14 protein-coding genes are annotated in these 16,176 nt (G+C 65.8%); 11 read left to right on the top strand and 3 right to left on the bottom strand.

Features of this window, described 5'->3' with window-relative positions:
- The first annotated feature begins 340 nt into the window (after window positions 1–340).
- From AC05QJ_RS21110 to AC05QJ_RS21090, 5 genes are all read left to right on the top strand, one after another.
- Window positions 341–1,153 carry a transporter gene (locus tag AC05QJ_RS21110; RefSeq protein WP_476747981.1) on the top strand — a complete coding sequence of 271 codons (813 nt, stop codon included), beginning with the start codon at window positions 341–343 and terminating at the stop codon, window positions 1,151–1,153.
- A gap of 36 nt (window positions 1,154–1,189) precedes the next feature.
- Window positions 1,190–2,230 carry a phenylacetaldoxime dehydratase family protein gene (locus tag AC05QJ_RS21105; RefSeq protein ID WP_476743221.1) on the top strand — a complete coding sequence of 347 codons (1,041 nt, stop codon included), beginning with the start codon at window positions 1,190–1,192 and terminating at the stop codon, window positions 2,228–2,230.
- Window positions 2,231–2,254: 24 nt separating this feature from the next.
- The gene (gene nthA / locus AC05QJ_RS21100) at window positions 2,255–2,881 is read left to right on the top strand and encodes a nitrile hydratase subunit alpha (protein ID WP_476743220.1); all 627 of its coding nucleotides are present in this window, start codon (window positions 2,255–2,257) and stop codon (window positions 2,879–2,881) included.
- Window positions 2,882–2,883: 2 nt separating this feature from the next.
- A complete protein-coding gene (nthB, locus tag AC05QJ_RS21095; RefSeq protein ID WP_476743219.1) occupies window positions 2,884–3,516 on the top strand; it encodes a nitrile hydratase subunit beta in 633 nt (210 codons plus the stop codon).
- 80 nt (window positions 3,517–3,596) lie between these two features.
- Complete coding sequence (locus tag AC05QJ_RS21090) at window positions 3,597–5,111, top strand: amidase (RefSeq protein WP_476743218.1); 1,515 nt, start codon at window positions 3,597–3,599, stop codon at window positions 5,109–5,111.
- Window positions 5,112–5,193: 82 nt separating this feature from the next.
- Here AC05QJ_RS21090 and AC05QJ_RS21085 read toward each other — a convergent pair whose 3' ends face one another.
- The gene (locus tag AC05QJ_RS21085; RefSeq protein ID WP_476743217.1) at window positions 5,194–6,522 is read right to left on the bottom strand and encodes an OprD family porin; all 1,329 of its coding nucleotides are present in this window, start codon (window positions 6,520–6,522) and stop codon (window positions 5,194–5,196) included.
- Window positions 6,523–6,767: 245 nt separating this feature from the next.
- On the opposite strand from AC05QJ_RS21085, the gene AC05QJ_RS21080 reads away from it, so the two are divergent.
- The 5 genes from AC05QJ_RS21080 to AC05QJ_RS21060 all read left to right on the top strand — a co-directional run bounded on the left by AC05QJ_RS21080 (window position 6,768) and on the right by AC05QJ_RS21060 (window position 12,944).
- Window positions 6,768–7,283, top strand: coding sequence for a sigma-70 family RNA polymerase sigma factor (locus AC05QJ_RS21080; protein ID WP_476743216.1), 516 nt, complete (start codon window positions 6,768–6,770; stop codon window positions 7,281–7,283).
- Window positions 7,283–8,200, top strand: coding sequence for a DUF4880 domain-containing protein (locus AC05QJ_RS21075; protein WP_476743215.1), 918 nt, complete (start codon window positions 7,283–7,285; stop codon window positions 8,198–8,200). Before AC05QJ_RS21080 ends, AC05QJ_RS21075 begins: the two co-directional genes overlap by 1 nt.
- Before the next feature lie 155 nt (window positions 8,201–8,355).
- Window positions 8,356–10,710, top strand: a complete 2,355-nt coding sequence (locus tag AC05QJ_RS21070) for a TonB-dependent siderophore receptor (protein ID WP_476743214.1) — start codon at window positions 8,356–8,358, stop codon at window positions 10,708–10,710.
- Between the two features lie 14 nt (window positions 10,711–10,724).
- The gene (locus AC05QJ_RS21065) at window positions 10,725–11,564 is read left to right on the top strand and encodes an alpha/beta hydrolase (RefSeq protein ID WP_476743213.1); all 840 of its coding nucleotides are present in this window, start codon (window positions 10,725–10,727) and stop codon (window positions 11,562–11,564) included.
- Window positions 11,565–11,894: 330 nt separating this feature from the next.
- Entirely contained in the window at window positions 11,895–12,944 is a 1,050-nt protein-coding gene (locus tag AC05QJ_RS21060; protein ID WP_476743212.1) for an ABC transporter substrate-binding protein, read from the top strand.
- A 78-nt stretch (window positions 12,945–13,022) separates the two neighbouring features.
- Here AC05QJ_RS21060 and AC05QJ_RS21055 read toward each other — a convergent pair whose 3' ends face one another.
- Together AC05QJ_RS21055 and AC05QJ_RS21050 are read right to left on the bottom strand one after the other, a co-directional pair.
- The gene (locus tag AC05QJ_RS21055) at window positions 13,023–14,360 is read right to left on the bottom strand and encodes an MFS transporter (RefSeq protein ID WP_476743211.1); all 1,338 of its coding nucleotides are present in this window, start codon (window positions 14,358–14,360) and stop codon (window positions 13,023–13,025) included.
- Between the two features lie 109 nt (window positions 14,361–14,469).
- On the bottom strand, window positions 14,470–15,297 hold the full coding sequence (locus AC05QJ_RS21050) for an NADPH-dependent oxidoreductase (protein ID WP_476743210.1): 828 nt from the start codon (window positions 15,295–15,297) through the stop codon (window positions 14,470–14,472).
- A gap of 245 nt (window positions 15,298–15,542) precedes the next feature.
- Between AC05QJ_RS21050 and AC05QJ_RS21045 the strand changes: the two genes are divergently transcribed.
- On the top strand, window positions 15,543–16,166 hold the full coding sequence (locus tag AC05QJ_RS21045; protein ID WP_476743209.1) for a YajG family lipoprotein: 624 nt from the start codon (window positions 15,543–15,545) through the stop codon (window positions 16,164–16,166).
- The last annotated feature ends 10 nt before the right edge of the window (window positions 16,167–16,176 follow it).

Below are 16,176 nucleotides of genomic sequence, written 5' to 3'. Positions count from 1 at the left end.
GCGGCCCTTCGCAGGCTCCCCGATAGCTGCACGTTCATTCATACACCAGCCAACCCCCACCTGCCACCGCATCGGACGCAAGGGCCGACCGAGCACAGTTTTTGTTCCGTTTCAGCCAAGAAGCGCGGCGCCCGGACTCTCATCCTTGAGTCACCGGCGGCGGGGAGGTCGTCGGTCCTGTTTCCCTGCAGGAACCTGGCCAGGACAGCCTGCAACCCGAATGCCCCGTAGAGGGCCCTGACTCAAGGCAAGAATCATGAAAAGAACAAGCCTTTCGTTTTGCGAACTGAAGCATTCCGTGATCTGTGGTCTGGTGTTGATCGGCGTGTCGTTTTCCAGCATGGCGGTGGAGGTGGCGCCGGGCGACTACGAGCAATACCCCGCCGGTGCCACCATCGGCGCGATCTACTACCAGCACGCCACCACTGACGCCCTGCGTGTCGATGGCCATTCGGCCAGCTCCGACTTCAACCTCACCTCCGATATCGGCATCCTGCGTCTGCTCCACGTCATCCAGGTGAACGACAAGGTCACCGTCGATCCGCAGTTCCTCTTGCCCTTCGGCCATGTCTCTGGCGGCGCCGACGCATCCGCCCTGGGCAGCACCAGCGGTGTCGGCGACCTGATCCTCACCGCGCCGATCAAGTGGCTGCTCAACAGCGCCCGCGACACCCTCAGCATCAACGCCTACCTCTACGTGCCCAGTGGCAGCTACGACAAGGACGATGCCCTCAACCTCGGCGAGAACCGCTGGAAGGTGGATTTCCAGGGCGCCTACATCAAGCACTTCGGCGACAAGTGGGCCGTAGACGTGATCGGCGATGCCATCTGGTACGGCGACAACGACGACTACGGCCCGGCGTCCGCGACCCTCAAGCAGAAGGTGTCCTACGGTGCGCAACTGATGGGCCGCTACATGCCCGACCCGGCCACGGCGCTGGCGGTGGGCGTCGGCCAGTTGTGGGGCGGCGAGACCGAAGTCGCCGGGCTTGACCAGGACAACCGCCAGCGCACCACCAACCTGCGTTTCACCGCGACCCGCTTCTTCACCCCCAAGGATCAGTTGCAACTGCAACTGGGGCGCGACCTGGCCGTGGAGAACGGGCCGCGCGAGGACTTCCGCCTCAACCTGCGCTACGCCCACATCTTCTAGCCCTGTCCCTTACAACAAAAAAACGAGGTCAGCCCGATGGAATCCGCAATCGACAAACACCTGATATGCCCGCGCCTGCGCGCACGCCGTATCGACGATGACTATGCGCCGCCGTTTCCGGCCTGGGTCGGCCGTGCCGACGCCAGCATCACCCACTACGTCATGGCTTACCTGGGCGTGCAGGGCAAGGGCGAACGCCAGCTGGGCGCGGTGTGTGGCGCACTGCGCCAGATCGTCGGCCAACTGGGCCTGGAAAACGGCCCGCAGCACTACGACATGGCCCATTACGTCGACGCCGCCGGCTACGACAACATGGTCGCCATTGCCTACTGGGACAACCCGGCGACCTTCGCCCGCTGGGAGGCCGACGCGCAGGTGGACGCCTGGTGGAACGGCGAACAGCGTGGCAGCGACGGTCTCGGCTATTTCCGCGAGATCGCCACGCCCGGCGTGGAGCGCTTCGAGACCCTCTACGCCATGCCCGTCGGCATGGAAGGCGTGGGCCTGGCGATGGGTGAGCGCAGCGGGGAAATCCAGGAGCACGGCTACTGGGGCTCGATGCGCGACCGCGTGCCGCTGTCGCAGACCGACGCCATGCAGCCTTCCGGCGAACTGAGCGCCAGCCGCGGGTCGAACCGGGTACGGGTCGGTGGCCACGAAAACCTGGTGATCATCCGTTCCGGCCAGGACTGGAGCGAAACCGTGGACAAGGAGCGCGACCTGTACCTCGGCGAGATGGAGCCGGTACTGCGTGCCGGCATGGACTTCCTGCGGGACGACGGCTTGCCGGTGGGGTGCTACAGCAACCGCTACATGAACCACATCGACGCCCGCGGCCAGCGCGAGGAGAAGAGCTTCTCGGTGAGTCACTGGCGCTCCATGTCGCACCTGGAGCGCTGGTCCGAATCGCACCCGACCCATATCGAGATCTTCGGCACCTTCATGCGCATGGTCCAGAGCCTTCAGGGCGAGCTGAAGTGGAAGGGCTATCACGAGGTCAGCGTGCTGCGCGCCGAAGACCAGCACTACGAGTACATCAACTGCCATGCCGGCACCGGCTTGCTGCGCGGCGTCTGAGCCGGTGCGGCCAAGGAGAACACCATGAGCAATCACAACGGCGGCGCCATGGCGTCCGCAGCCGATCGCGCCTTTGCCCTGAAGCAGGCGCTGGAAGAGAAGGGCCTGGTGCCCGACGGCTATGTCGAGCATTTCACCGAGGTGATGGAAAACGATTTCGACCCGGCCAACGGCGCCCGCGTGGTGGCCCGCGCCTGGGTCGATCCGGCCTACCGCGAACTGCTGCTGCGCGACGGCACCGCCGCCTGCGACCAGTTCGGCTACACCGGCGTGCAGGGCGAGTACATCGTTGCCCTGGAAAACACCGAAACCCTGCAGAACGTCATCGTCTGCACCCTGTGTTCCTGCACCGCCTGGCCGGTGCTGGGGCTGCCGCCGGACTGGTACAAGAGCTTCGAGTACCGGGCGCGGGTGGTCCGCGAGTCGCGCACGGTGCTGCGGGAAATGGGCCTGGACCTGCCGGAAACCGTGGCGATCCGGGTCTGGGACACCACCGCCGAAACCCGCTACATGGTCCTGCCGATGCGTCCGCAAGGCACCGAGGGCTGGACCGAAGAGGATCTTGCCAGCCTGGTGACCAAGGACGTGCTGATCGGCATCGCCCGGCCCGAGGTCGGCGTGCGGGCCGATCACGGCAAGGGAGGGCACTGACGATGGACGGCATTCATGACCTGGGCGGTGTGCAAGGGTTCGGCCCGGTGGCGCACATCGCCAATTCCCTGAGCTACAAGCCGGTATTCCACGAAGACTGGGAACACCTGGGCTACAGCCTGCTGTTCCTCGGTGCAGGCGAACTGGGCCTGTTCAACGTCGATGAGCTGCGCCATGCCATCGAGCGCATGGAGCCCCGCCAGTACCTGACATCTAGCTACTACGACCGCATCGTCGTCGGCACCGCCTCGCTGTTCGTCGAGAAGGGTGCGCTGGAGCAGCAGCGCCTGGCGCAACTGGCCGGCGGCGCCTACCCGCTGGCCTTGCCGCTCGGCCCCGGTCGCGAGGCACAGCCGCCGCGCGAGCCGTTCGCCGTGGGCGCCGAGGTGCGGGTGCGCGACGAGTTCGTCAGTGGCCATATCCGCATGCCGGGTTATGTGCGCGGCAAGCGCGGCGTGGTGCTGCACCGCACCACTCACGCCTGGCCGTTCCCCGATGCGGTGGGCCACGGCGGGCAAAGCCCGAACGAGCCCACCTATCACGTTCTGTTCACCACCCAGGAGCTATGGGGCGATGCCGCGGACGACGGCACGGTGGTGGTCGATCTGTTCGGCGGCTACCTGCTCCAGGCCTGACCGACAGCGTTTGGTGTGGCAGGCCCCCTATGGACGACCAGCCCCTGCCACACCGTTTTTTCTTCCAAGCGAGAATTTCCATGGCCATTCGCAGACTCGATCCCAGCGAACTCGACGGTATCGCCGCCGACTTCGGCATCACCCTCACGCCCGCGCAACTGACGGCCTACCACGCCGCCTTGCAGGCCAATTTCGATGCTTACGACCAGCTCGACGCGTTGCCCGATTTTCTGCCCGCGGTGCGTTACCCGCGCCAGGATGTGTACCGACCCGACAGCGCTGAAAACCCGCTGGGTGCCTGGCAGTGCCGGGCCGTGATCCGCGGCCAGGTCGCCGGCCCGCTGGCGGGCAAGCGGGTGGCGATCAAGGACAACATTGCCGTCGCCGGCCTGCCGATGCTCAACGGCACCTTCACCCTCGACGGCTACGAGCCGGACGTGGACGCCACGGTGGTCACCCGCCTGCTCGATGCCGGCGCCACCATCACCGGCAAGTCGGTGTGCGAGGCACTGTGTTTCTCCGGCGGGTCGCACACCTCCGCCAGTGGCCCGGTGCACAACCCGAGGCGGCATGGCTATTCGGCCGGCGGCTCGTCGTCCGGTTCGGCGGCGCTGGTGGCGGCGGGCGAGGTCGAGCTGGCGGTGGGCAGCGACCAGGGTGGCTCGGTGCGCATTCCTGCCGCCTACTGCGGCGTTTACGGCATGAAACCTACCCACGGCCTGGTGCCCTACACCGGCGCCATGCCTATCGAGACGACCCTCGACCATTTGGGGCCGATCACCGCCAACGTGCGAGACAACGCGCTGATGCTGGAGGCGATGGCCGGTGTCGATGGCCTCGACCCGCGCCAGGCCTTCGTCGGCGAAGTCGGCGGTTACGTCGAGGCGCTGTCCCGCGGTGTGGCCGGGCTGCGCATCGGCGTGCTGCGCGAGGGCTTCGGCCACGCCAATTCCGAGGCGCCCGTGGATGAGGCGGTGCGCGAGGCGGCGGCGATACTGCGTGGCCTGGGTGCCAGCGTGCAGGAGGTGTCGCTCCCCCTGCACAGCGTCGGCCCGGCCATCTGGCTGGCGATCGCCGCCGAGGGCGCGACGCAGCAGATGATGAAAGGCAACAGCCACGGCTTCAACTGGCGCGGCCTGTACCTGGGCGGCATGATCGGGCACCACGCCAGCTGGCGCGAGCGCCCGGACGACCTGCCGGACACGGTCAAGACCACCCTGATCCTGGGCGAGTACATCAACCGTCAGTATCAGGGCCGTCTGTACGGCAAGGCGCAGAACCTCGCCCGCGCGCTGCGGGCCGCCTACGACGAGCTGTTCGAGGAATTCGACCTGCTGCTGTTGCCGACCCTGCCGCTGCGCGCCACGCCGTTGCCGCCGGCCGATGCCGGGCTGGACGAGACCCTGGGCCGGGCGTTCGAGATGATCGGCAACACCTGCGGCTTCGACGCCAGCGGGCATCCGGCGATGTCGATTCCGTGTGGTGAGCACGACGGGTTGCCGATCGGCCTGCAACTCGTAGGGCGGTACTTCGGCGAGGGAGATATCTATCGGGCGGCTTATGCCTTCGAGCAGGCGGCGGGCTTGAACCGGTAGGCGGATTCGAGGGCCTCATCGCCGGCAATGCCGGCTCCCACAAGGTGCGGGAGTCGGCGTTGCCGGTGATGAGGCCCGATGATCACAACAGGCTCAACGGATATTCCACGATCACCCGGGTTTCATCCAGGTCCGACTCGAACTGCGTCGCCCGGGTCGTCGCCTGGCGCAAGCGCAGCGACAGGTCCTTCAGCGACCCGCTCTGCACCACATATTTCACCTCGATATCCCGCTCCCAGCGCTTCTGGTCGGTCAGCGGGTTGCCGTTGGCGTCGCGGCGCATGTAGGTGGCGTTGGCATTGGAGTAGTCGGCGTCGGTGCCCTTGCCGTAGCGGGTCATGAAGCTCAGCCCCGGCACGCCGTAGTTGGCCATGTCCAGGTCGTAGCGGAGCATCCAGGAACGTTCCTTGGGCGAGTTGAAGTCGCTGTACTGGATGGAGTTGTCCAGGTAGATGGAGTCCGACTGGCGCAGGTAGTCGAAGTCGTCGTCGCCGTTGTTGCGCTGGTGGCTCAGCGCGACTGTGTGGGCGCCGTAGCGCAGGCCCAGCTTGCCGCTCCAGATGCTGTTGTCGAATGACCCCAGCAGGCGTTTGCCTTCATCGGTGGCGCGGTAGTAGTTGAAGCCCGCCAGCAGGCTCAGGTCTTCGTTCAGCGGCCAGGTCACGGCAGTGCCGGCGTAGTGCTGGTTCCAGGCGTCCTTGAGGCGACTGGTGTACAGGCTGACGCTGGCGTAGTCGTTGAGCTGGTAGTCGCCGCCGGCGTAACCGACCCACGGTGCATTGACCGGTCCGCCATAGAAGGTGACGAAGTTGTCGCGCAGGTTGCTCGACACCGGCTGGCTCATGGCGTGGAGGCGGCCGCCCTGCAGGGTCAGTCCGGCGACACCGGTGTTGACCAGGGTCACGCCACGGAACGACTCCGGCAGCAGGCGCGAGTCGCCGTAGGACACCACCGGGGTGACCGGGAACACATCGCCGACCCTGACCACGGTATCCAGCAGCCGTGCCTTGACCGCACCGCCGATCTTGCTGAATTCGTCACGGGCCTTGCCGTTGCGGTCCACCGGCAGTACGTCGAACGAGCTGCGGGCGCCGTTGCGACCGCCGCCGGTGTCGAGTTTCAGGCCGAGCATGGCGAAGGCATCGACACCGACGCCCACGCTGCCCTGGGTAAAGCCCGACTCGAAGCGGCCGATGATGCCGTGGGCCCAGGCCTCGGAATAGCCGGCACCGCCCGGCGCCCGGGGGCCGTTGCGGTCATCGCGGTTGAAGTAGAAGTTGCGGTTCAGGACCGTCACCTGGCTGCCTTCGATAAAGCCTTCTTTCTCGGTGGTCTGCGCGGCGCTGGCCAGCGTGCTGAACCCCGCTGCCGCCGACAGGGCCGCGAGGGAAAGGCGGGTGCTTGTTTTCATGTGTGCTCCGTAGTCCTGGCAGTTTTCTTGTTGAGGTGGGGCGGCCGGTTGTTGTTGCTCTGGACTCTGGCGACCGCGCGTCATGATTGCGGCGGGAAGCTAACGACGAGGTGAGCGGGGGATTACCGTTCTGAAAGGTGGCGTCGATCCCTCTATCAGCAAAAGATTGAAATAAGAATGATTCGCTATTAATGTGCCCGCGGTCGCCACGCAGGTCGTGGCGTTTTACGGCTGCGGGGTTTGCCATGGCGCTTCATGACGCGGATTCGATCGTTCCTTTCGAGGTGCTGTATGGCACCCACCATGGCTGGCTGAATGGCTGGCTGCGGCGTTCGGTCGGCTGTTCGCAGCAGGCGGCGGATCTGGCCCAGGACACCTTCCTGCGCCTTCTGGTGCGCGGTCAGCCGGTCAGTGACCGTGCGCCGCGGGCCTTGCTGGCCCGTATCGCCCGCGGCCTGGTGATCGACCACTGGCGCCGTGATGCGCTGGAGCGGGCTTATCTCGAAGCCCTGGCGCAACTGCCCGAGGCCAGTCACCCGTCCCCGGACGTCCGTCACGAAGCCCTTGAGTGCCTGGAGCGCATTGCCCGTTTGCTCGATGGCCTCAAGCCTGCGGTGCGCGAAGCCTTCCTGCTGTACCAGCTCGGCGGTCTGACCCACGAGCAGGTGGCCCGGCAGTTGGGTGTGTCCAGCCGCACCGTCGAGCGCCATGTGGCCAGCGCTTTGCTGCATTGCTACCGCCTCTGTTTCGAGGACGCCTGATGAGCCAGCCCAACCCTCGGGTTCCCGACGCCATCGTGCGTCAGGCCATCGACTGGCAGATGCGCCTGCGCGGCAATGGCAGCGCCGAATTGCATGAGCAACTGCAGGACTGGCTGCGCCGCGACGCCCGTCATCAACTGGCTTGGCAGCGCCTGCAGCAGATGGCCGGAATGTTCCAGTCCAGCCGCCTGCCCGAAGCGGGGCAGACCATTCCCTTGCTGCGCCGCGCCGAGGCCGAAGTCGGGCGGCGCCGGGCCTTGAAGATGCTCGGCCTGCTAGTGGGCGGCAGCGCGCTGGTAGCGGTCGGTTCGCCTCCGGCCTGGCGTGCCGACTACGCCACCTTTACCGGCGAGCGGCGGCGGATCGCCCTGGGCAACGGCACCGACGTCACCCTCAACACCGACAGCTCCGTGGATGTGCAGGGCGGCGAGTTGCTGCTGCGTGCCGGCGAAGTGCTGGTGGAGGGCGCTCACTGGCGGGCCCGTTGTCGCTTTGCCCAGTGCACCGGGCACGATGCCCGTGTGCTGCTGCGCGAGCACGAGGGTTACAGCGAGATCCGCGTGGATCGTGGCGAAGTGCAGGTGTCTGCCGCTGCCGGGCAGCGCCTGTTGCGGGCGGGCGAGGGGCTGGAAATCTCGGCGACGCGCATCACGGTGCTGGGCAAGGGGTCACTCGATCCCTTCGCCTGGACCCGTGGCCTGCTGGTGGTCAGCGATATTCGCCTGGCCGATTTCCTCGCCGAAGCCGGGCGTTACCGCCAGGGCTGGCTGGGCTGCGACGCGGCGGTCGCGGACCTGCGCCTGTCCGGGGTGTTTCGCCTCGATGAGCCGGGGGTGTTGCTGGACAACATCAGTCATCTGTTGCCGGTGAGGGTGGTGGAGCGGACGCGCTGGTGGGTACGGGTGGTGGCGGTTTGATTCGCGGTTTTCGGGTGGGGTGCTTGTGCTTGTTTTGTGTGAATGCCCACAAAACCAGCACCCAATCCCTGAGCAAAACAAAAACGAAAAATTTTCTGTCGGACTTCAGGACGTTGTCCGGTTAGGGAATATCACTCCCTCATCTGGACTCCCTCATGCGCTCTGCCCGCTCCATTGCCTTACCGTTCCAGTCCCGCTCGTTGCCCGGCGCCGTATGCCTGGCGATCGCCCTGATGACGGGCACCGCGAGCCTCGCGGCGCAGGCCGACCCATCGGCACCGGCCATCGCCGCCGGCCCGCTGGGCAGCGCGCTGAGCAGCTTCGCCGAACGCGCCGGCATCACCCTGTCGTTCTCCCCCGAGGACGTGCGCGGCCTGAACACCCAAGGCCTGGCGCAAGGCGGCTCGCTGGAAGACGGCCTGGCGACCCTGCTCAAGGGCAGCGGCCTGGTGGCCCACAAGACCGGCTCCGGCTTCGTGGTGCTGCGTGGCGCCGACACCACTTTGCAACTGGCCCCCACCAGCATCGAAAGCACTGCGGTGCAAAGCGCCTTCGCCCCGGTCAGCGGCTATTTCGCCAGCAACGCCAGCAGCGCCACCAAGAGTGACCGGCCAATCCTCGAGACCGCCCAGAGCATCAGCGTGGTCACCGCCCAGCAGATCGACGACCGCAAGGTGAACAAGGTCGAGGACGCTGTCGCCTACGCCGCCGGGGTACGCGTCGGCAGTTCGGGCCTGGACCCGCGTTTCGACAACATCCAGGTGCGCGGCTTCGAGACCACCATCGCTGCCGACTTCCTCGACGGCCTGCGCCAGCCGGGCAGCGGCTGGCTGTCGCTGTACTCCACCGAGGCGTATAACCTGGAGCGCATCGAAGTGCTCAAGGGCCCGGCCTCGGTGCTCTATGGCCAGATCAGCCCCGGCGGCATGGTCAACCGGGTGAGCAAGCGCCCGAACCTGCTGGCCAGGAACGAAGTGCAGGTGCAGCGCGGCAGCTACGGCCACGAACAGGCGCAGTTCGACGTGGGCGGCAAGCTCGATGAGGCCGGCGATGTGCTGTTCCGCACCGTCGGCCTGTACCGCGATTCGGGCTACTCGGTGGACCAGATGGACAACCAGTCGCAACTGATCGCTCCCTCGCTGACCTGGCAGATCGACCCCGACACCAGCCTGACCCTGCTGGCGCAGTACCAGGAGCGGCAGACCGCCGCCTCGCCGATGATGCTTCAGGAAGGCGACCACCTGACCGATTTCTGGCAGGGCGACGAGTACTTCGACAAGCTGCACCAGCGTCAGTGGGCCTTCGGCTACGAGTTCGAGCACGCCTTCAACGAGACCTTCAGCCTCCAGCAGAACGTACGCTACGGCCAGGTCGCCACCACCAACCAGTACCTGCAGCCGACCGCGGTGATCGACGGCCATATCCTCGACCGCTATGCCGTGGGCATCTACGAAGACATGACCTCGCTGTCCACCGACACTCGCCTGGTCAGCCGCTTCAGCACCGGCGAGGTTCACCACACGGTGATCAGCGGCGTCGACTACGCCTGGCTGGACACCTCGCTGCTGTACGCCATGGGCCCGGCACCGACCATCGACCGCTGGGCGCCGGACTATCACCAGCCGGTGGCGCGCCCCGACACCGCACTGGCGGACCAGGACGGCCTGGAGCACCGCATGGGCGCCTATGTCCAGGACCAGATCGAGATTGACCAGTGGCGCCTGTCGGCCGGTCTGCGCCGGGACTGGGTGCATGTGCGGCGTGACGACAACCTCACCGACCTCAACAGCACCACCCGCGATGCGGCCACCACCTGGCAGGCGGGCGTGCTGTACCTGTTCGACAACGGCGTGGCGCCGTACGCCAGCTATGCCCAGTCGTTCCTGCCGGTCAGCGGCGTCAACGCCTCGGGTCAGCCGTACAAGCCGACCGAGGGCGAGCAGTACGAAGTCGGCCTGAAATACCAGCCGCCGGGCTCCAGCACGCTGCTCACCGCCTCGCTGTACCACCTGACCCAGACCAACGTGCAGACCCGCGACCTGGTCAATCCGCTGAACAACGTCCAGACCGGCGAGCAGGTGTCCCGCGGTATCGAGCTGGAAGCGGTGTCGGACCTCACCGACCACCTGCGCATGACCGCCAGCTACAGCTTCAACGACGCCGAAGTCACCCGTGGCAATGCCGGCGACCAGGGCAAGGTGCCGAAGAACGTGCCACGCCACCTGGCGTCGCTGTGGCTCGACTACAAGCTGCCGTTCGGCCTTGGTCTTTCCGGCGGTGCGCGCTACACCGGCAGCACCTACGGCGACCCGACCAACGACGTCAAGAACGAGGCCTACACCCTGGTGGACGCTGGCGTCTACTACGACTTCGGCGGCGGCCTGGACGGCGTGCGCCTGGGCGTCAACGCCCGCAACCTGTTCGACGAGCGCTTCATCAACTGCCAGGACGGTTACTGCTACCGCGGTGAAGCGCGCAGCGTGGTCACCAGCCTGAGCTACCGCTGGTAAGGGGAGAACAGACCATGCTGAAGACCTTTCTGAACGTGGCCGGCGCCGTGCTGCTGGCCGTGTCGGCCCTGGCCCGCGCCGAGCCTGTGACCCTCGACGGCACCGAACAATGGACGATGAACAGCGCCGAAGGCCGCGAGTACCGGATCATGGTCAGCCTGCCCGAGGGCGATGTGCCCTGGACCGGTGGCTACCCGGTGATCTACCTGCTCGACGGCAATGCCTATTTCCCGGCGTTCCATGCCGCCAAGCGCGCCCAGGACCGTCTGCGCGGGGCGATCCTGGTGGGCATCGGCTACCCCAGCGACACGCCGCTGGACTTCGTGCGCCGGGCCTACGACCTGTCGCCACCGGCACCGGCGGACCGCAACGAGCCGCCGCAGGGTGGCCAGGACGTGTTCCTCGATTTCATCGAGAAACGCCTGATGCCCAAGGTCAACGAGCGCTTCAAGGTGGACCAGGACCAGCGCAGCCTGGTGGGGCATTCCTTCGGCGGCATGTTCGGCATCTACACGCTGTTCACCCGGCCGCACCTGTTCCAGCACTACGTCGCCGTCAGCCCGAGCCTGTGGTGGCAGGACCGTTACCTGTTGGCCCACGAGCGCGCCTTCACCCGCCAGGCCCACGCCGGCAAGCTCGACCTGATCCACCGCAGCCTGACCCTGATCGCCGGCGACCGGGAAATGCCCCAGGAAATCCAGGACGTGCGCTCGTTGCAGCTGCGCCTGGAAAACCTTTCGCAGTACGGCCTGCGCAGCGACTTCCAGATCGAGGCGGGGGAGGACCATGCAGCGATCCCGTTCCGGGTGCCGAACCGGGTGCTGGATGAACTGATGAGCACGCGGCGCTATTGAGGCGATCCACTGCAAAGCTTTTTTAAGCCCAGCGAGAACAATTTTCATAATTTGCCTGCCGGCAGAACTGACGCATTATCGGGTCAACGCCAATAACAAGTGATCGCCCAGGCGATCGATAACGCGCGGCGACCCGTTCGCGCTCCGGCAGGTGTCCAGACCCGCGGCAACGTTACGACCGCGTCCACAAGATCCGTGGCACCCGCCTTACTGCCCTTTTTCAGACTGTCTTGATCCAACCGTGTCGGGGTCGTGAACGCCCGCGAACGCCGCTGGCGTGCGCATGGCTTTCGCAGTCGCCCAGGCATTTATTTCGAGCGTAGGGAGGGAGTGTCAATGTCTTTGAATATGCGTGCATGTGTGCTGGCGGCGGCGTCGATGCTGGCAGCCACACAATCCATGGCGGCAGCCGATCGCCTTACCGTGATTTCCTTTGGCGGCGCCACCAAGGCCGCGCAAGACCAGGCCTATTTCAAACCGTTCGAGCAGAGCGGGGCGGGCAAGGTGGTGGCCGGTGACTACAACGGCGAACTGTCCAAGGTCAAAGCCATGGTCAGCGTCGGGCAGGTGTCGTGGGATGTGGTCGAGGTCGAGAGTCCGGAACTGCTGCGTGGCTGCGAAGAGGGGCTGTTCGAACGCCTCGACCCGGCCCTGCTGGGCAACACCGACCACTACATCGATAACACCGTCAGCGAATGCGGCGTGGCCAGCTACGTCTGGTCGATGGTCCTGGCCTACAACGCGGACAAGCTCGCCACCCCTCCGGCATCCTGGGCCGATTTCTGGGATGTGCAGCACTACCCTGGCAAGCGCGGCCTGCGCAAGGGCGCCAAATACACCCTGGAAGCTGCCTTGCTGGCTGACGGCGTGGCCCGCGCCGACCTCTACAAAGTGCTGTCCACCCCGGCCGGCGTGACCCGCGCCTTCGCCAAGCTCGACCAGCTCAAGCCCTACATCCAGTGGTGGGAAGCAGGTGCCCAGCCGCCGCAATGGCTGGTGGCCAATGACGTGGTGATGTCCGCCGCCTACAACGGCCGCATCGCTGCGGCGCAGAAGGACGGGATGAAACTGGGCATCGTCTGGAAGGGCGGGCTATACGATCCGGACCACTGGGCCATCGTCCGCGGTTCGCCGAACAAGGCCCTGGCCGAGCGTTTCATCGTCTTCGCCAGCCAGGCCGACAACCAGAAGACCTTCTCGATGAACATCCCCTATGGTCCGGTGAACAAAGCCACCGTCGCGACCTTGCCGCAGGAGGTCCAGAGCCAGTTGCCAACGGCGCCGGCCAACATGGATCAGGGGTTGCTGGTGGACTCGACGTTCTGGGTCGACCACGGTGAGGAACTGGAAGAACGCTTCAATGCCTGGGCTGCGCGCTAATCACTGACAGCGAACACCTGCCTGTAGGCGCTGGCAAAGCCTGCGAAGGAGCGCGCAGCGCTCCCCAGTACACGGTGATCAGCCGCTTTCCTGCCCCAGCCGCCTGAACCACACCCCCGACGCCAGGCACAACAGACTGACCAGCGCCAGCGTCAACTGGATATCGTCCGGCTCCGGCCGGGCGTGCTCCCGGAGCATCTGTATCAGCCCCAGCAACATCGCGGCCAGGCACACCGCCAGGCTCATGCTCATCTGCACCATGGTCGCGGACAGGGTGCTGGCGCGGCTGGCCTGTTCGGACGGAATGTCGGCGTAGGTCAGGGCGCTCATGGCGGTCATCTGCAGCGAGCGCGACAGGCCGCCAGCGAATAGCATCAGCACCACCAGCAGATGCGCCGTCCCGGCGGTCACCAGGGCGCAGGCCGCGACAGAGGCGCTGGCCAGCAGGGTGTTGTACACCAGCACCTGGCGAAAGCCGAAGCGCCGCACCAGCGGTACGGAAATGAACTTGATCATCAGCGCACCGACGCCACCGGCAAAGGTCAGCAGTCCCGCCTTCAGGGCGCTCAGCCCATAGCCCACCTGAAACAGCAGCACCAGCAGGAACGGCAGCGACGCCGTACCGAGGCGAAACAGCGTGCCGCCCCAGATCACCACGGCGAAGCTGCGCACGCGCAGCAGCGACAGGTCCAGCAGCGGTGCGTCGGTGCGGCGGGCATGACGCAGGTACAGACCGCCGAACGCCAGACCGAGCACCAGCAGCAGGCAAGACCAGGTCCAGTGCAACGAGCCATGCCCGAGGGTTTCGAAGGCCAGCACCAGGCAGGCCAGGGCGGGGCTCGCGAGCAGAAAACCGGCAAGGTCGAAGGCCTGGTTGCGCAGGCCTGGATAGTCCGGCACATGGCGTAGCACGAGAAGGATGCCCAGTACACCGATGGGCAGATTGACCAGAAAGATCCAGTGCCACGACAGCCAGGTCACCAGCACGCCGCCCAGCAGCGGTCCGAACACCGGGCCGAGCAGGGCGGGCAGGGTCAGCCAGGCCATGGCCCGCATCAGGTCGCCTTTGCCCGCCCAGCGCAGCAGGATCACCTGGCCCACCGGCACCATCAGCGCACCGGCCATGCCCTGGAAGAACCGCGCCAGCGACAGTTGCCAGAGCGAGGAGGACAGCGCACAGGCCAGCGAACTGACGATGAACAGGCTGATCGCGGCAATGAATACCCGGCGCGGTCCCAGCCGTTCGGCGAGCCAGCCGCTCAACGGAATGAAGATCGCCACCGCCAGCAGGTACAGGGTCACCACCAGGTTCATCCGCACGCTGGCTTCGCCGAAGTCCGCCGCCAGTTGCGGCAGCGCGGTGAGCACGGCGGTGGCGTCGAGCAGTTCCATGAACAGCGCGCAGCCGATGATCATCGGCACCTTCGGCTGGAAACCGGGTGCCGGGTCGGGATCAGTACCGGCCTGGGCAGGGCCGAGGTGGACGATGCTGTTCAGAAGGCACCACGGGTTGGGGGCTTGACCATCACCGCAGCGCCAGGCGCTGGTCGTTCAGCACCTTGCCGATGCGCTCGCGACCGTGCAGGGCGCCGACGTCCTTGAGGCGGTTGATCACCTGTTCGCTCCAGGGCGGCGTCTGCTGGCCCTGGGCACGGCTGAAGGCCCCTGCCACGGCCTCGTAGTCCCGGATCAGGCGTTGCTCCTGCTCGGTATCCACGCGGTAGGTATCGCGATGCACCGTTACCGCCTGCGACAGCCGTGGCTTGATCGCCGAGGGCTGCTCGTCGTTGGCGTAGCCGACGCACAGGCCGAACACCGGGTACACCAGCGGCGGCAGTTGCAGTTCTTCGATCACGGCGTGCAGGTCGTTGCGCAGCGCACCGATGTAGACAGTGCCGAGGCCCAGCGCCTCCGCCGCGATCACTGCGTTCTGCGCCGCCAGCGCGGCGTCGACGCTGCCCACCAGCAGGCTGTCGAGGTAGGCGGGGGCTTGCAGTTCGGTGTCGCGCTGGTCGGCGATGCGCTGGGCACGGGAAAAGTCTGCCAGCCACACCAGGAACAGCGGCGCCTGGACGATATGCGCCTGGTTGTTGGCAAGCTTTGCCAGACGCGCCCGGCGCTGCTGATCCTGGACGTCGATCACGCTCCAGGCCTGCAGGTTGGACGAAGTGGCCGCCGACTGCGCGGCCGCTACCAGGGTTTCCAGGGTACCGGCCGGCAACGAACGGTCCGAGTAGCTGCGTACGCTGCGGTGGTTGAGCAGGTGGTCGATCAGCGGGTTGTGCAGGATGGGGGTGGCGGGTTCGTCGCCGTAACGGTGGGCGAGCAGGGCGTTGGTATCAGTCTGGGACATGGCAGCGCTTCATCACGGGAAGGATGGCGAGCACGGTAGAGCGACGGCGGGCGCTTGTGAAATATCCATTGGTGCTTTGGTAATAACCGTGCGCATATTTCTAGCATTGGATATGCAATTAATTTATTTTAAGAGGTGTTCGGGATATTGATCTGGGCAATGGCCATTTGATGTCTCTTCTGTACAATCGCCGCCAGCCGATTTTCGGCAAGGCCAATGAAGGCGAAATGGATCGAGGTAGACAGATGAGCGTTCGGATAGCGTTGGGAATTGTCATGCTGGCGGTACTGACCGGTTGTGCCACCAGCCGTTCGGAGATTGAGGTGAATGTGCCTCAGGCGGCGGTCAAGGCTGCGGCCAGCAACGGCAAGAAGGTGTCGATCAGCGCGGTGGACGACCGCACCTTCCAGATCAAGCCGAAGCAGGCCGACATTCCCTCGCTGAAAAACGATGAGGTGAACGACAAGTCGATCACCGAGCGCGCCATCGGACGCAAGCGCAATGCCTACGGCAAGGGCTTGGGCGATGTGTTGCTGCCCTCCGGACGTACCGTGTCGGGGATTGTCAGCGAGGCCGTGGCCTCGGCTTACCGCCAGGCTGGCTACGAAGTGGTGACCGGCCCTGCTGCCGCCGATGCGACCGAGGTCAAGGTCCACATCGTCGAGTTCTGGTCCTGGTTCTCTCCGGGCTTCTGGTCGGTGGCAGTCAACAACAAGGCTCACCTGAAGATCGAAAGCCAGGCCGCGCCGGGGCTGGAAGTGGTCACCCGCAAGAGTGACAACATGCAGGCGGTGACCGAAAACGACTGGAAGGAAATCACCGAGGCGGGGTTGCAGGAAATTACCCGCGAAACCCTCGGCAAGCTGTAATCATGCAGCG

This window comes from Pseudomonas sp. TUM25319 (genome assembly GCF_056388475.1).
The sequence above is the reverse complement of the archived record's forward strand: the minus strand, read 5'-3'. Positions and strand labels throughout refer to the sequence as shown.

Excerpts from the sequence above, each read along its gene's own strand:
- AC05QJ_RS21110 (WP_476747981.1), top strand. The coding sequence starts at position 341 with ATGGCGGTGGAGGTGGCGCCGGGCGACTACGAGCAATACCCCGCCGGT.
- AC05QJ_RS21105 (WP_476743221.1), top strand. The coding sequence starts at position 1,190 with ATGGAATCCGCAATCGACAAACACCTGATATGCCCGCGCCTGCGCGCA.
- nthA (WP_476743220.1), top strand. The coding sequence starts at position 2,255 with ATGAGCAATCACAACGGCGGCGCCATGGCGTCCGCAGCCGATCGCGCC.
- nthB (WP_476743219.1), top strand. The coding sequence starts at position 2,884 with ATGGACGGCATTCATGACCTGGGCGGTGTGCAAGGGTTCGGCCCGGTG.
- AC05QJ_RS21090 (WP_476743218.1), top strand. The coding sequence starts at position 3,597 with ATGGCCATTCGCAGACTCGATCCCAGCGAACTCGACGGTATCGCCGCC.
- AC05QJ_RS21085 (WP_476743217.1), bottom strand. The coding sequence starts at position 6,522 with ATGAAAACAAGCACCCGCCTTTCCCTCGCGGCCCTGTCGGCGGCAGCG.
- AC05QJ_RS21080 (WP_476743216.1), top strand. The coding sequence starts at position 6,768 with ATGGCGCTTCATGACGCGGATTCGATCGTTCCTTTCGAGGTGCTGTAT.
- AC05QJ_RS21075 (WP_476743215.1), top strand. The coding sequence starts at position 7,283 with ATGAGCCAGCCCAACCCTCGGGTTCCCGACGCCATCGTGCGTCAGGCC.
- AC05QJ_RS21070 (WP_476743214.1), top strand. The coding sequence starts at position 8,356 with ATGCGCTCTGCCCGCTCCATTGCCTTACCGTTCCAGTCCCGCTCGTTG.
- AC05QJ_RS21065 (WP_476743213.1), top strand. The coding sequence starts at position 10,725 with ATGCTGAAGACCTTTCTGAACGTGGCCGGCGCCGTGCTGCTGGCCGTG.
- AC05QJ_RS21055 (WP_476743211.1), bottom strand. The coding sequence starts at position 14,360 with ATGATCATCGGCTGCGCGCTGTTCATGGAACTGCTCGACGCCACCGCC.
- AC05QJ_RS21050 (WP_476743210.1), bottom strand. The coding sequence starts at position 15,297 with ATGTCCCAGACTGATACCAACGCCCTGCTCGCCCACCGTTACGGCGAC.
- AC05QJ_RS21045 (WP_476743209.1), top strand. The coding sequence starts at position 15,543 with ATGAGCGTTCGGATAGCGTTGGGAATTGTCATGCTGGCGGTACTGACC.